Here is a 15,962-nt window from a genome sequence, read left to right on the forward strand (position 1 = left end):
ATCTGTTCTACGCTTCCATCAGGTCCATAGGTATTAGGGGATCTGTCTAGTTTACTAATAGCATCAAGGTCTCCTTAGTGGTGGGGTAGTAAGCTATCTCGGATTTCTTCGATAAATGCTTGAATAATTGTAGATTGTTTTTGTTTATTGTTGGTTACAAAACCCAAAGTGTGCTTGGGACTATCCTTAAGTGGGATTAGGACAATCTGGTCCTTGATAAAACTGTTGACAATACCAAGGCCAGAAGCATAACTATCAGAGGAACATAGCAGATTCATGACACTGCCTCGGTCATTACTGTAGATAACTTGCTGGTCAGGCAGGACCTCCAGCGGATCCTCGTCGAAATGAATTCCAGAGCTTTCCTGACGAAAACGGACTTGTGGATATCCCTCTAAATCCTTGAGATTTAGAGATTTTTTCTTGGCTAAGGGATGTTGACGTCCCAAGAAAATCTTGGTTTCAAAGTCTCCAAGTGGGGTGAAAGTCAAATCCATGTGTTTGAAACTGCGCTCTAGGATGTGGACATTGTCTTCATCAAGGTAAATAATCCCCAAGTCACTTTCGAAACTCTCTACGCTCTTGAGAATCTTTCTAGTTGTTGTTTCAATTAATTGAAATTCTTGATAATCACTACGAAAGCGTTTGGCAATATGAGCCATAGGAAGTGACAAAAAATCATAGTGGTGACTGGCAATAGTGAACGATTTCTTAAAGGACTTGCGATAGCGTCCTTCTAGTAGATCCAGCTCTCCAAGGATACGTTTGGCGTATTTGAGAAAATCATGGCCATCATCAGTCAGTTTGGCTCCCGTATTGGAGCGCTCAAAGAGTAGAACTCCCAGTTCTTCCTCTAAATCACGAATGGATGCTGAAAGATTGGGTTGTGTCAAAAAGAGCTTCTTAGCAGCCTTACTAAATGAGCCTGTTTCAGAGATAGTCTGAACATAGCGACATTGTTGAAAATTCATAAGCATCCCCTTTTTAAAATATGATTGTGACCTATATTATAACAAAATGAGAAGTCTAATATCAGTAAAATCCTGATAGGAATAGATGAAGATCTGATATGAAATTTTTATAAAGTCAGGTCTTATAGGAGTACTGATGGAATGCTGTATAAAGTGTCAGTTGCTAAGACGTCTAATGGCTTCCAATTTTTTAGGTCGAATGAGGAAGAGTACTATGGTAATCAGTAGTAACCAGAGAATGAAATACCAGATACTTGTAGCTGGAGTAGCCTGTGTCGCTTGTGACAGAAGAAAACTAGTAAAAATAACCCCAAAGTGCAGAACAATAGTCCATCAGAGGCTGACAGTACGTAGGTGAATAGTGACAAAGAATATACCGATAGCCGAGGCAGAGTAGACTTGAACCAGGGTTGCGTCTAGAGGTTGGTGGGTGAGATTTTCTAGACGAGCCAATCATAAGGATGATAAGAAGACGCCTTCTAAAACATGTTTTGAAGATCTAACACCATTTTGGAAGGCGAGTTTACGGAGGAGTCCATAGAGACTACTTTTTTTAATGGAGAGGGAAAGAATATAAAGCAGTCCTGTAAATAGATCTATCAGAAGATGGACTAACCTTTTTTGATAGGTGGTATGTTTTGAGAGTGGCTATTTTAGCTGCTACTCTTCTAGAAAATAGTATTTTGTACGCAGTGTGACGTTTTGCACAAAAAGCGAGAGTGAAAGCTTTATTAGATTAACTGACTATTAATCTCGGGATACTTTGAATCTAGAGACCATTTTGGATCAACACGGTTTTGTATTTGTTGGTATTGAACTGTACCTAGGGAAATGGTGGTTCAATGTTAGTAAATAAGGATTTTGGATGGTAATTATCCAAATCTAAAAATTGTTTTATCTTGTTATTGACTAAAGGAAGTAAGTCCTTGATGAGAGTTAGGAACTAGAGGGTAAGAAACATATTGGGATGGTGTTTCAGAGACGGAATTTGACTAGGTGTTTGTGAGAGCATCTGTCTATGCTACATTGACTATTTTCAATGGTTGTATGGGATAGAGACTGTTTTTGGCTTTTAATTTCAGGGTGGATTGGGGGATTTTTCCTGAGAAATCGAGATTGTTGAAAAGAGATCAAAGGATTGAGCGTCACTTGGATCCCAAGGTAAGCAATACACCTATAAACCTAAGTTTCCATACAGCAGGGAGCAAGTTTCAGTTTAAATGGGGGAAGAATCTAGAGTAATCTAGATGTTTTTTTATTTTGTGAATTCTTTTACGAATAAGTAAGAGAGTGCACGAAGGAGAGAGTTATGTTAATTGCAAAAAATCAGGAGGGAAACCTCGTTTCAGCTCTAGAAACCAGTTTGCAACGTAAAGAACCCTATAGCTGTCCTGGTTGCCAGGGAGTTGTCCTATTGAGGCATGGCCAGGTAATGTGTCCACATTTTGCTCACAAGTCTTTGCAAGATTGTCAGTTCTTCTCAGAGAATGAATCGGCCCAACATTTATCCCTAAAAGCCACTTTGTATCAATCCCTGGACAATCATGGTGAAAGAGTTTGTATTGAAAAGGTTCTGCCTGAGTTAGGCCAGATTGCGGATTTATTCGTTGGAGATTCCTTAGCCTTGGAAATCCAGTGTTCTCGGTTATCACAGCAACGTTTGAGAGAGAGGACATGTGCCTATCACCAAGCAGGTTACGAAGTGCGTTGGCTTTTGGGTGAGGAACTCTGGTTGAATGGTCGTTTAACAGATTTACAGCGGGACTTTCTCTATTTTACGGCCAAGATAGGATTTCACCTGTGGGAGCTTGATTGGAAGCGAGAGGAAATTAGACTTAAGTATCTCATCTATGAGGATATTTTTGGGAAAGTCTATTATTTAACTAAGGTCTGGCCGTTAACCGGAAATCTCATGACAGTTCTACGTTTTCCTTATCAAGCAGAGAAGGGTGAGACCTATAAAGTTACTCAGCGAAAGAAGGTCTCACATGTGATTCAACGAGAATTAATGGGGAAAAATCCAAGGTGGCTGAGAAGGCAGGAAGAAGCCTATCTTAAGGGAATGAATTTGTTATGTCTATCTGATCAGGATTTTTTTCCACAAGTGAGATTTCCTGAATCTAAGCAAGGGTTTGTCCAAATTAGATTATCTATTGATGGTTTTGAAAAGCTTTTCATGCAATATTATCGAAAAAGGCATTTTTCTTACAAGCAAACCCTCTACCCTCCCACCTTTTATGCTAAAATAGTAAAGAATAGACACAATTAAGGAGAATATTATGTCAGACAATCGTACTCATTTAGACGAGAAATACACATGGGATTTGACGACCATTTTTACGACAGATGCAGATTGGGAAATTGAATATGAAAGCACTGCTCAGGATTTGAAGAAGGCTAGTGCTTATGCAGGTCATCTCTTGGATTCTGCTAAGAACTTGCTTGAGGCAACAGAACTTTATATGAGCCTTATGCGTCGTTTGGAGAAAATCTATGTCTATGCGTCAATGAAAAATGACCAAGACACAACAGTAGGGCTTTACCAAGAGTACCAAGCTAAGGCCTCAAACCTTTACTCACAGTTAAGTGAGGCTTTTGCTTACTTTGAGCCTGAATTTATGGCCTTGGATGATAAGAAATTAGCTGAATTTAAAGAACACGAGCCAGGTCTTGGGCTTTATGACCACTATTTCGAACGTCTTTTGGCAAACAAGGACCACGTTCTTTCTCAAGAAGCAGAAGAACTCTTGGCAGCAGCTAGTGATATTTTCAATGGTCCAACGAATACCTTCAACGTCTTGGATAATGCTGATATCCTCTTCCCATGGGTATCAGATGGTCAAGGGGATGTGGTTGAGTTGACACATGGTAACTTTATCACCCTCATGGAATCTAAGGACCGTGACATTCGTAAGGGAGCTTATGAAGCGATGTACGGTACTTATGAGCAGTTCCAACATACCTATGCACAAACACTCCAAGGTGTTGTTAAGGTTCACAATTACCAAGCCAAAGTTCGGTACTATAATTCGGCACGTCATGCAGCACTTGCGGCTAACTTTATTCCAGAAAGTGTTTATGACTCTCTCTTGGAATCAGTGAACAAGCATTTGCCACTTTTGCACCGTTACCTTGATTTGCGTAAGAAGGTCTTGGGACTTGACAAGCTTAAGATGTATGACGTCTATACACCACTTTCTGAGACTGAAACTGCTCTTACTTATGAAGAATCCCTCAAGAAAGCAGAAGAAGTCTTGGCAATCTTTGGTGAGGAGTATAGTAAAGGGGTTCATGCAGCCTTTACGGAACGTTGGATTGATGTTCACCCTAACAAAGGGAAACGTTCAGGTGCCTACTCGGGTGGTGCCTATGATACGAATGCTTTCATGCTTTTGAACTGGCAAGACACTTTGGACAATCTCTTTACCTTGGTTCACGAGACTGGCCACAGTTTGCATTCAACTTTCACACGTCAGACTCAACCATATGTTTACGGAGATTACCCAATCTTCTTGGCGGAAATTGCGTCTACAACCAATGAAAATATCTTGACAGAAACGCTGCTTAAAGAGGTTAAAGATGACAAGACACGTTTTGCTATTCTTAATCACTATTTGGATGGTTTCAAGGGAACTGTCTTCCGTCAAACACAATTTGCTGAGTTTGAACATGCTATCCATGAGGCAGATGCATCTGGTCAAATCTTGACAGCGGACTTCATGAATAAGCTTTACGCAGACCTCAATGAGAAATACTATAACCTCAAAGCTGAAGATAACTACGAAATTCAGTTTGAGTGGGAACGTATTCCGCATTTCTACATGAATTACTATGTCTACCAATACGCTACAGGGTTTGCGGCAGCAAGCTACTTGGCTGAAAAAATTGTTCACGGTACTGAAGAAGATAAAGAAGCCTACCTTACTTACCTTAAGGCGGGAAGCTCAGACTATCCTTTGGAAGTCATCAAGAAAGCTGGTGTCGATATGACCAATACCGACTACTTGGATGCTGCCTTCAAAGTTTTTGAAGACCGTCTCGTTGAATTGGAAGCCTTGGTTGAAAAAGGTGTTCACCTTTCTTAAAAAGAAGTCACTATAAGAGAGAATCGTTCTGAATCAGGATGATTCTTTTTATGTCTAAAAACGAACGTTTACTAGATTGCAAGTTTTGATTGCTATGGAAAAATTGCTAATGAGCATATTTATAGCCCATGGTTTATATTCATGATAGACTAAAAACCTAACGTTTTATGTTTTATAAGTGGAAAATGTTCAGAAATAGAAAGTAGGTTTTTGTGAAAACAACCAATCGTTATCTTGTAGCAACGTGTGGTATCTTACTCCATCTCATGTTGGGGTCTACCTATGCTTGGAGTATCTATCGTAATCCTATTATGGCTCAGACTGGCTGGGATCAATCTTCAGTTTCTTTTGCCTTTTCATTGGCTATCTTTTGTCTAGGGCTTTCTGCAGCTTTTATGGGACGTTTGGTTGAAAAATTTGGTCCGAGAGTGACTGGAAGTATGTCGGCTGTTCTCTATGCTGGGGGGAATATTCTGACAGGAGTTGCCATTGCTCATGGAGAGCTGTGGATGCTTTATCTTGGTTATGGTATTCTTGGTGGTCTAGGACTGGGTGTAGGTTATATTACGCCTGTTTCAACTATTATTAAGTGGTTTCCTGATAAGCGTGGCCTTGCGACTGGCCTTGCCATTATGGGCTTTGGCTTTGCCTCGCTGCTAACCAGTCCTATTGCTCAATATCTGATTCAGGCACGTGGTGTTGAGCAGACCTTTTATATCTTGGGAGTCGTTTATTTTGTTGTTATGCTTTTTGTTTCACAATTCATTAAACGACCAAGTGTAGAGGAAGCACAACTGTTGGCTGACAAGAGTCCAAACCGTCAAGCTGCTGATTTGAGCAAGGGAGTTACGGCTAATGAGGCTCTGAAATCGTCAACTTTTTACTGGTTATGGCTTATCTTGTTTATCAATATTTCATGTGGCTTAGCCCTTGTCTCTGCTATTTCTCCAATGGCTCAAGATATGGTTGGGATGTCAGCGGAATCAGCGGCAGTTGTTGTAGGTATTATGGGAATCTTTAATGGTTTTGGTCGCCTTCTGTGGGCAGGCTTGTCGGATTATATTGGACGTCCGAAGACTTTTATTCTCCTCTTTGTAGTTAATATCGTTATGGCCATCCTCCTAATTGTCCTGCAAGTTCCACTTGTCTTTGTGGTTGCGATGGCTGTTCTGATGACTTGCTACGGCGCAGGATTCTCCTTGATTCCACCATACCTTAGCGATATCTTTGGGGCAAAGGAGTTGGCTAGCCTTCATGGTTATATTTTGACTGCCTGGGCGATGGCAGCCTTAGTGGGGCCAATGCTCTTATCCGTAACCTACGAATTGACAAAATCCTACCAGATGACCTTGCTTGTTTTCATCGCTCTTTACGTGGTAGCTTTGGGCATTTCTTATCTCTTGAAAAAGAGGTGGTTACGTCAAGTGGCTTAATGATGACGATTTAATTTATAGAATAGATAAGAAAAATCTCTAGCACTCGCTAGGGATTTTTTATATAATAAAACACATGGTTAAATCATATAGTAAAAACGCAAATCACAACATGCGACGTCCTGTAGTCAACAAGGATATCGTGGACTACATGCGAACGCATCTTCAGGAAAATAAAGGGCATTTGGCTGAGCTGGAGGCCTTTGCTCGTAAGGAAAATATTCCAATTATTCAGCACGAAGTTGTTGCTTATTTCCGATTTTTGTTACAGACCTTACAGCCTAAGAAAATCCTTGAGGTAGGAACGGCTATTGGTTTTTCAGCTCTTCTTATGGCTGAGTACGCCCCTGATGCTCAGATTACGACGGTTGATCGTAATGAAGAAATGATTGGCTTTGCCAAGGAAAATCTAGCCAAGTATGACAGTCGCAAACAAATTACCTTGGTGGAAGGAGATGCTGCTGAGGTATTGCAAGACTTAGACACAGATTATGATTTTGTCTTTATGGACTCAGCCAAGTCTAAATATATCGTCTTTCTACCTGAAATCTTAAAACGTCTTAAGGTTGGTGGGGTCATCGTCTTTGATGATATTTTCCAAGGGGGGGATATTGCCAAAGACATCATGGAGGTTCGTCGTGGTCAGCGGACGATCTATCGTGGCTTGCATCGCCTTTTTGATGCGACCTTAGATAACCCGGGTTTGACTGCTAGTTTGGTACCTATGAGTGACGGGCTTCTTATGCTTCGGAAAAATTCTGAAAATATTATCTTGCCAGATTAAGCATTATTTAAGTAAGTGTGGTATAATAACAAAGATATTGACAATTTAAGGAGTAGATAGAATGGCTAAAGAAAATGAAAATCTTGAGTCGACAGAAGAAACTGTTGAAGAGGTTGTAGCAGACAAAGACGCAGAACAAGAGCATCTTGATCGCCAAAAAGAAGAAGAGGAAAGCATCGCCCTCGCTAGTGAAAAAGCGAAAGAAAAAGCTAAACGTGCTAAAACGAAAAAGACACGTGATGCTGGTAAACCAAGTTCAGGTGGCCGCTTCCTCGGAGGTCTTGCCCTTGTAGCTGTTTCAGCCCTTGTTGGTGCTGGTGCTATGTATGTTTCTCTGGGGAACAAAACGACTGAAGAAACAACCTTGGTATCTATGAAAGGTGATACTGTTACTGTTGGGGATGTCTTTGATTCACTTAAAGGTAGCAACCAAACACAACAAAGTGTTTTGAGTGCAACGTTGCAAAAGGCTCTTGAAAAAGAATACGGTAGCAAGGTCAGCAAAGAAGATGTTGACAAAGCCTATAAAAAATCTTTAGAACAATACGGAGACCAATTCTCACAAGTGCTTGCAGCCTATGGTCAAACAGAAGAGTCATACCGCACTCAAATCCGCACACAAAAATTGGTTGAGTACGCTGTTAACCAAGCTGCACAAAAAGATTTGACGGAAGCAAATTACAAGGCTGCCTATGATAACTACACACCAAATACAGAGGTGCAAGTAGTTTCAACTACTGATAAAGCAGTGGCAGATAAAGTAGACTCTGAAGCTAAAGCAGAAGGAGCAGACTTCTCACAAGTTGCTAAAGATAACAGCTTGGAAGTGACTTCTAAGACAGTTAACTCAGCTTCTCAAGACTTCCCAACAGATGTTTTGACAGCGGCCTTCAAACAAGATGCTAATGCCGTTTCTGACGTAGTGACTGTTTCAAACAGCTCAACTGGTGCTGCAACTTACTATATCGTCAAAACTGTTTCAAAATCTGAGAAAAATGCAGATTGGAAAAACTATAAGGATGATTTGACTAAGGTTATCATCAATGGTAAGAAAGCTGATACTAACTTCACTAACTCAGTAATTGCCAAGGTTCTTAAAAAATACAATGTTAAGGTTGTAGATAAAGCCTTTAGTGCAATTCTTGACCAGTATGCGACTGGTTCTGGAGCTTCATCAAGTTCAACATCAAGCTCTAGCAAATAAATCATAAGATAAAGTTGATAATGTTGTTATCAACTTGACCTAAGACCTAAAACACGTTAAAATGGAAAGTAACAAAGAGTTTTAATGTTAGGAAACTCTGAGTCTGCCCTTTGAGAAAGGTAATCATTGCTTCGGATACAGAAAAATGGCGGTTGCTGCGAGCCATGGACGGATGGGATTACTTGCTACTCAAAGTTTACAATTTAAGAAAAATAAGAATGACAAGGTCATTGAATGAAGGTGGTACCGCGGTTCACGTCGCCCTTCGTTTAGTGGTCTTGTCTTTTATTCTTTTAGTATTTTCTAAATGGTATAAATTAAGAAATAATTAGGGAGAAACAATGAAACAACTTACTTCAGCACAAATTCGTCAAATGTGGCTTGATTTCTGGAAATCAAAAGGTCACGCTGTTGAACCATCAGCTAACTTGGTTCCGGTTAACGATCCAACTCTTCTTTGGATTAACTCAGGGGTTGCCACTTTGAAAAAATATTTTGATGGCTCTGTGATTCCTGAAAATCCACGTATTACTAACTCACAAAAGGCTATCCGTACTAACGATATCGAAAACGTTGGTAAGACAGCTCGTCACCACACAATGTTTGAAATGCTTGGTAACTTCTCAGTTGGTGACTACTTCCGTGATGAAGCTATCGAATGGGGTTATGAGCTTTTGACAAGCCCAGAGTGGTTTGATTTTCCAAAAGACAAGCTTTACATGACTTACTATCCAGATGATAAAGATTCATACAACCGTTGGATTGCCTGCGGCGTTGAACCAAGTCATTTGATTCCAATTGAAGATAACTTCTGGGAAATCGGTGCTGGACCTTCAGGACCAGATACTGAAATCTTCTTTGACCGTGGCGAAGACTTTGACCCGGACAATATTGGTATTCGCTTGCTTGAAGAGGATATTGAAAACGACCGTTACATTGAAATTTGGAACATCGTTTTGTCACAATTCAATGCAGATCCAGCTGTTCCACGTTCAGAATACAAAGAACTTCCTAATAAAAACATTGATACGGGCGCAGGTCTTGAACGTCTTGTAGCCGTAATGCAAGGGGCTAAAACAAACTTTGAAACAGACCTCTTCATGCCTATCATTCGTGAAATCGAAAAAATGTCTGGTAAAACTTATGATCCAGATGGTGACACAATGAGCTTCAAGGTCATCGCTGACCACATTCGTTCATTGGCATTTGCCATCGGTGATGGTGCCCTTCCAGGTAATGAAGGTCGTGGTTATGTCCTTCGTCGTCTTCTCCGTCGTGCCGTAATGCACGGCCGTCGTCTCGGCATTTCTGATGCTTTCTTGTACAAACTTGTTCCAACTGTTGGTCAAATCATGGAAAGCTATTACCCAGAAGTTCTTGAGAAGAAAGACTTTATCGAAAAAATTGTTAAACGTGAAGAAGAAACCTTTGCACGTACCATCGATGCAGGTTCAAGTATGCTTGACGAGCTTCTTGCTAACCTTAAGAAATCTGGTAAAGGTACGCTTGAAGGTAAAGATATCTTTAAACTTTACGATACTTATGGATTCCCAGTGGAATTGACAGAAGAGTTGGCTGAGGATGAAGGCTTCAAGATTGACCATGAAGGTTTCAAAGCTGCCATGAAAGAACAACAAGAACGTGCGCGTGCTAGCGTGGTTAAAGGTGGTTCTATGGGTATGCAAAATGAAACCCTCGCCAACATCACTGAACCATCTGAGTTCTTGTATGAAGCGGAAACTGCTGAAAGCCATTTGAGCGTGATCGTTGCTGATGATGCTCGTCATGATAGTGTTAACTCTGGTCAAGCACTCCTTGTCTTTGAACAAACACCATTCTACGCTGAAATGGGTGGACAAGTAGCAGACCACGGTACTATCTCAGATGCAGCTGGTACAGTCGTTGCGCGTGTTGTTGACGTTCAACGTGCACCAAATGGACAAGCCCTTCACACTGTTGAAGTTGAAGGTGAACTTGTTGTAGGTGCTAACTACAAACTTGAAATTGACCACACACGTCGTCACCGTGTGATGAAAAACCACACAGCGACTCACCTCTTGCATGCTGCTCTTCATAATATCGTTGGTGATCACGCAGTTCAAGCCGGTTCTCTTAATGAACAAGAATTCTTGCGTTTCGACTTCACTCACTTTGAGGCTGTAACTCCAGAAGAATTGCGTGCTATCGAAGAACAAGTCAACGAAGAAATCTGGAAAGCAACTCCAGTAACAACTATTGAAACAGACATTGACACTGCTAAATCAATGGGAGCTATGGCCCTCTTCGGTGAAAAATATGGTAAGAATGTTCGTGTTGTTTCAATCGGTGATTACTCTGTTGAGCTTTGTGGTGGTACACACGTTGCCAACACTGCTGAAATCGGTATGTTCAAGATTGTCAAAGAAGAAGGTATCGGTTCAGGAACACGTCGTATCTTGGCAGTGACATCACGTGAAGCTTACCTTGCTTACCGTGAAGAAGAAGATGCCCTCAAAGCAATCGCAGCAACACTTAAGGCACCACAATTGAAAGAAGTACCTAACAAGGTTGCTAGTCTTCAAGAGCAGTTGCATGCCCTTCAAAAAGAAAATGCTGCACTTAAAGAAAAAGCAGCAGCAGCAGCAGCTGGTGATGTCTTCAAAGACGTTAAAGAAGCTAACGGTGTTCGTTATATTGCTAGCCAAGTGGAAGTTTCTGATGCAGGTGCCCTTCGTACCTTTGCTGACCAATGGAAACAAGCAGACTACTCTGACGTCCTTGTCCTTGCAGCTCACATTGGTGAAAAAGTTAATGTCCTTGTAGCAAGCAAATCTAAGGGTGTTCACGCAGGTAATGTTATCAAGGTCCTTGCACCAATCGTATCAGGTCGTGGTGGTGGTAAACCAGATATGGCCATGGCCGGTGGTAGCGATGCTAACGGTATCCAAGATCTTCTCTCAGCGGTAGCAGAACAGTTTTAAGAAGTGATACAATAAAAGAAACTTAAAAAGGTAGGATGAAAATCCTATCTTTTTTCTTAAAAAAATTAGTAATAATATTGAAATAATTGTAAAAAATATTTCAAAGGGGTATAATAAAAGTGTGAAAACGGTTCCTATTTTTTATCAAACAGCCTAGAAAGTGAGAGTGATCAAAATGAGAAAGGCATATGTTTTTAAGGAACGTCAACGTTACTCAATACGTAAATATTCTTTTGGAGCTGCATCAGTCTTGATTGGTGCTAGCTTGATGCTTGGTGGACATGCTTTGGCTCAGGAACAAGCCAATAGCGTAAATTCCAACAAGGATAATGAAGTTATTGTAAATAATTCTGAAGCACTTCAAGTTGACCAGGCAACTCCAGAAGCTGTTACCGATGTCCTCAATCAACCAGCTTCAAGATCTGAAGCGCCGAGACCTAAGCTTGCTAACAGTGAAGTTGCTTCTTCTGAAACTAGTAGTATAGTGGCTAGCGAGGCTGCTTCTTTGGAAGTACCGGCAGAGGTTGCCCATTCTGCATCTGTTGTTGCTACTGTTTCTAGATCAGAAGTGGCTAGTCCACGTTCTGAAGTGTCATTAGTAGCTAGCTCTGAAGCAGCAAGTGAGACTGACCGTTCAGCGACTTCAGAAGTTGCTGAAGCTAGACCTACTGACCGTGAAGCTGTCGATACTAGTCTTCGGACTGTCTTAACTAATGCTAGTCAGCCTGGTGTAGATGGTCCAGTGACTGCTGATGGTTCTCTTGATATCCCATCAAACGGTACTTTCTATTTCCGTCGCACAACTGAAATTCGTACAGCGCCTATCATGGATATCAAACCTACTTTTGTCTTTAGTGCAGGCGACCATGTTATCTATGACAAGGTCTTGAAGAGGGATAGCCACCAATGGATTTCTTACATTGGTTACGACTCTGAACGCTACTACGCTGATATCGCAACTTTGAAGGCTGAAAGCACTAGTAGCACCACTGAAGTGACTAGAGATGAAACCATCCCTGAACGTGGTACTTATTATTTCACTAAGCCTGCAGATGTGAAGAATCAACCTAGCTTTACTGCCAAGACTGAGTTTAATTTTGATCCTGGTATGTCAGTCAACTACGATAGATCTTTGCTTGCTGACAACCACCGTTGGATTTCTTATGTGTCATACAATGGTACTCGTCGTTATGTCGACCTAGGTATTGTCGCAGAGTCTCTGGCTAAACCAACAGGAAATATCGCTATTGAAAGCCATGATAATGGTGGCTTTAGCGTGGTTATCAGTAATGTAGCAGATCAAAACGGTGTCCTCGGAGTGTCTGTTCCAATCTGGTCTGAAAAGAATGGGCAAGATGACATTATCTGGTACAATGCGACTCGTCTTAACAATGGTAACTACAAGGTTAATGTCAGTCTAAGTGACCACAAGAATGAACGTGGTCTCTACAATGTTCATCTTTACTATGTTGAAACTAATGGTAAATTAGTTGGTGTAAGTGGCACAACTTACACAGTTCCTGCCAAGGTTGAAGGAACTCATACAACTGCTAGCTATAGCCTTCCTGACTCAGGAACTTATACCTTCAAAGAACGCTCTAGCATTAAGGCAGAACCTCGTGTGGCAAGTCCAGAGTTGGCCTACTATGATACTGGCATGTCAGTCAACTACGACAAGATTGTCAGTGGTGATGGTTATCAATGGCTTTCTTACCTCAGCTACAGTGGCAACCGCCGTTATGTAGCTGTGGCTAAACTTGCTCAACAAGAAAGCAAACCAAGTGGTACTATCAATATTGAAAATCTCTCTAACCTCGGTTTCGACGTTCATATTACTAATGTTTCTAGTGGGGACAAAGCTATTCAAGGTGTAAGTGTTCCGGTTTGGACAGCTAAGAACGGCCAAGATGATCTTGTATGGTACCAAGCTGACAGACAAAGTGATGGTAGCTACAAGGTTCGCATCAATGTTACTGACCATAAGGCTGAAGCAGGCGAATACATTGTCCATCTCTACTATGTTCAAGATGGTAAGATGGTAGGCATTGGAGGCACTAGCACAACTGTTCCAGTACAAAGTGCAACCCGCCATAACCTTCCAGCTTCAGGTTCATATACCTTTACCGCTCGAACTGGCATTAAGACTCAACCTTTGTTAGCTAACCCAGATGTTAGCTACTACGATGCTGGTATGTCAGTCAACTATGACAAGGTTGTCAATAATGACGGCTATACATGGCTTTCTTATCTCAGCTATTCAGGACATCGTTTCTATGTGGCTATCGCACCAACGAGTGTGACTAAACCCGTAGAACAACCAGTCCAACCAAACACATCTTCATCTGGTACCTATACTTTTAAAGAACGTTCTAGTATTAAAGCAGAACCAAGTATGGCAAGTCCAGAGTTGGCCTACTATGATGCTGGTATGTCTGTTAACTATGACAAATTGGTGACTGCAGATGGTCATACATGGCTCTCTTATGTCAGCTATGGGGGCAATCGCCGTTACATTGCTATTGATGGTAAGGTAACAGCAGTTGCTCAACCAGCAAGCCCAAGCCTAGCGGCAACTGGCACCTATACCTTTACAAAACCTAGCTCTATTAAGGCTCAACCAAGTGTTGCTAGCCCAGAGTTAGCCTACTATGATAAAGGCATGTCCGTTCGCTATGACAAGGTCCTAACAGCTGATGGTCACACCTGGTTGTCTTATGTAACTTATAGTGGTGCGAGACGCTATGTGGACATTTCTTAAGATTCGTAACATCACTCTCTTTTGAGGGTGGTGTTTGCACTTTAGCAATTGAATCAATATACTATTGAATATATTTTGAAAATATTTGCCGTAAATTAGAGAAAGTTGTAGAATCAAGATGAAAGTATAGGATTCGTTCTATAAGTAGCTAATTCATCTATGACTTCAATGAAAAATTTAGTTGTTTTTGTGTTATAATAATCGAGTAAATTATCAGAAAAGGAACATCACTCATGAAAATTACAAGTAAAATTATTGGTTTAGTATTAGCTCTTATCGTAGTTATCCTTGCTGTCTTTTTGGTGACTAAATTCAACAGCCATGAATCAGCTCGTGTTAGCACAAGTAGCAGTCCAGTCAAAACGGTTAAGAAGTCATCTTCAAGCTCAAGTAAATCTACTAAGAGCGATAAGAAAAATTCAAACCCGCATGTAAAAAATGAAGACACAGAAGATGCAACCATTGCGGTTAGTGGGTCTTCTGTTGCCAAAGACTCTGCAACTAAAGACACTGATGAAACAGTCTTATCTTCAGGAGGAGTTTCTGAGACTACAAAAGAAAAAACAGGAGAAGAAACACAGGCTTCTTCATCGATTAATGGGAAGCAACTAAGTTCAGGTGACTTTAGTTCAATCGCTGGTACTTGGACCAACTCTCGAGGAGAATTTGTCACAATTTCACCAGATGGTACAGTACAAAATGGGCGTGGTTATACTTATCATCTCTATTCTGGACGTTTAAATAATGGAAATTTTTCAGGAACAATTGCTTCTGATGGTGATAGCGCAGCTTTTTGGGCTATTCCTGGAACTGGTAATGGTGATTTAGACCATCTTGTTATTGGTCAAAGTGATGATGCAGAAAATTATCCATTTTATCGTAATTGACATGAAAAAAGATTGCTATTTATTTAGTAATCTTTTTACTTTTGCTTTTATTGGAAAAACAACGAAAATGTAAGTATATGTTGGTCATTTTTTCGATTATGACGAAAATCGGATCGTTTATGATTTAAGTGGGAACAAGTCAAAAAATTTGGTATACTAGTGGACAAGTGAGAAATATTTAGTAACATTTTGTAAAATACTTGTAACATTTGTCGCTTAGTGTTACAATCAATCTGTAACATCAATTCGATAAAGAGGATAATTGATATGAAACGAGAAAAATTTTTACACGAACAACAACGTTTTTCCATTCGTAAATATTCATTTGGGGCTGCGTCAGTTCTTTTAGGAGCTAGTTTGGTCTTTGCGGGCCAAGCTTTGGCTGACGAACACCACGAAGTAGCAACAACCTCAGATGCCACTTTGCGTGCGACTTCAGATAGTGATGCTGTGATAGCAGCTGATATTTTCAGTGGTGTAGCAACAGATGGGGTAGTGTCAAGTGAGAAAGTTAGCCAAGTCTCAACAATTAGCCAAACCACTAGTGAAACTGCTACTAGCGAGGCTACAAGTGAAGTGAGTGCTGGTATCTCACAGGCAGCAGATAAAACATCTGAATCAACAGTTGCCAGCTTAGAAGCAGCAAGTGGTACAAATACTTCATCTGAAACAGCCACTAACTTTGATGTATCTGCCTTAATGAGAGCAGCTGTCAATACTAGTTTGGTGAGCCAACCGGATACAACTACAGCAAGCGATCTTCCAAGTCAAGGAACTTATGTCTACAAGGAACGTACAGAGATCAAGAATCAACCCAAGGTGTCTGCCAAGGCTGAATTTTATGTAAATCCAGGGGATAGCGTCTTTTACGATCAAGTTG

General features: G+C 40.8%; 10 protein-coding genes. 9 read left to right on the forward strand and 1 reads right to left on the reverse strand.

Annotated elements, in window-relative coordinates:
* Nucleotides 1–74: 74 nt before the first annotated feature.
* Nucleotides 75–971: a LysR family transcriptional regulator gene (locus ADF62_RS06690; RefSeq protein WP_003095606.1), complete on the reverse strand. Its 897-nt coding sequence runs from the start codon at nucleotides 969–971 to the stop codon at nucleotides 75–77.
* Between the two features lie 1,309 nt (nucleotides 972–2,280).
* On the opposite strand from ADF62_RS06690, the gene ADF62_RS06695 reads away from it, so the two are divergent.
* From ADF62_RS06695 to ADF62_RS06735, 9 genes are all read left to right on the forward strand, one after another.
* Nucleotides 2,281–3,240, forward strand: coding sequence for a competence protein CoiA (locus tag ADF62_RS06695; RefSeq protein WP_048788411.1), 960 nt, complete (start codon nucleotides 2,281–2,283; stop codon nucleotides 3,238–3,240).
* A 10-nt stretch (nucleotides 3,241–3,250) separates the two neighbouring features.
* Entirely contained in the window at nucleotides 3,251–5,056 is a 1,806-nt protein-coding gene (pepF, locus tag ADF62_RS06700; RefSeq protein WP_048788412.1) for an oligoendopeptidase F, read from the forward strand.
* Nucleotides 5,057–5,268: 212 nt separating this feature from the next.
* A complete protein-coding gene (locus ADF62_RS06705; protein ID WP_048788413.1) occupies nucleotides 5,269–6,489 on the forward strand; it encodes an L-lactate MFS transporter in 1,221 nt (406 codons plus the stop codon).
* Between the two features lie 76 nt (nucleotides 6,490–6,565).
* The gene (locus ADF62_RS06710; RefSeq protein ID WP_014633986.1) at nucleotides 6,566–7,273 is read left to right on the forward strand and encodes an O-methyltransferase; all 708 of its coding nucleotides are present in this window, start codon (nucleotides 6,566–6,568) and stop codon (nucleotides 7,271–7,273) included.
* A 61-nt stretch (nucleotides 7,274–7,334) separates the two neighbouring features.
* Nucleotides 7,335–8,477 (forward strand): peptidyl-prolyl cis-trans isomerase, encoded by a 1,143-nt coding sequence (locus tag ADF62_RS06715; RefSeq protein WP_003095651.1) that lies wholly within the window; start codon nucleotides 7,335–7,337, stop codon nucleotides 8,475–8,477.
* A gap of 341 nt (nucleotides 8,478–8,818) precedes the next feature.
* Nucleotides 8,819–11,437 (forward strand): alanine--tRNA ligase, encoded by a 2,619-nt coding sequence (gene alaS, locus ADF62_RS06720; RefSeq protein ID WP_003097753.1) that lies wholly within the window; start codon nucleotides 8,819–8,821, stop codon nucleotides 11,435–11,437.
* 175 nt (nucleotides 11,438–11,612) lie between these two features.
* Nucleotides 11,613–14,195 (forward strand): SH3 domain-containing protein, encoded by a 2,583-nt coding sequence (locus ADF62_RS06725; protein WP_003097752.1) that lies wholly within the window; start codon nucleotides 11,613–11,615, stop codon nucleotides 14,193–14,195.
* 233 nt (nucleotides 14,196–14,428) lie between these two features.
* Nucleotides 14,429–15,082, forward strand: coding sequence for a DUF6287 domain-containing protein (locus ADF62_RS06730; RefSeq protein ID WP_003095378.1), 654 nt, complete (start codon nucleotides 14,429–14,431; stop codon nucleotides 15,080–15,082).
* A gap of 267 nt (nucleotides 15,083–15,349) precedes the next feature.
* Nucleotides 15,350–15,962, forward strand: a 613-nt coding sequence (locus tag ADF62_RS06735; RefSeq protein ID WP_152901332.1) for a YSIRK-type signal peptide-containing protein, incomplete at its 3' end; no start/stop codon positions are given.

The sequence above is a fragment of the Streptococcus sp. 1004_SSPC genome, from assembly GCF_001069025.1.
Lineage (GTDB): Bacteria > Bacillota > Bacilli > Lactobacillales > Streptococcaceae > Streptococcus > Streptococcus vestibularis.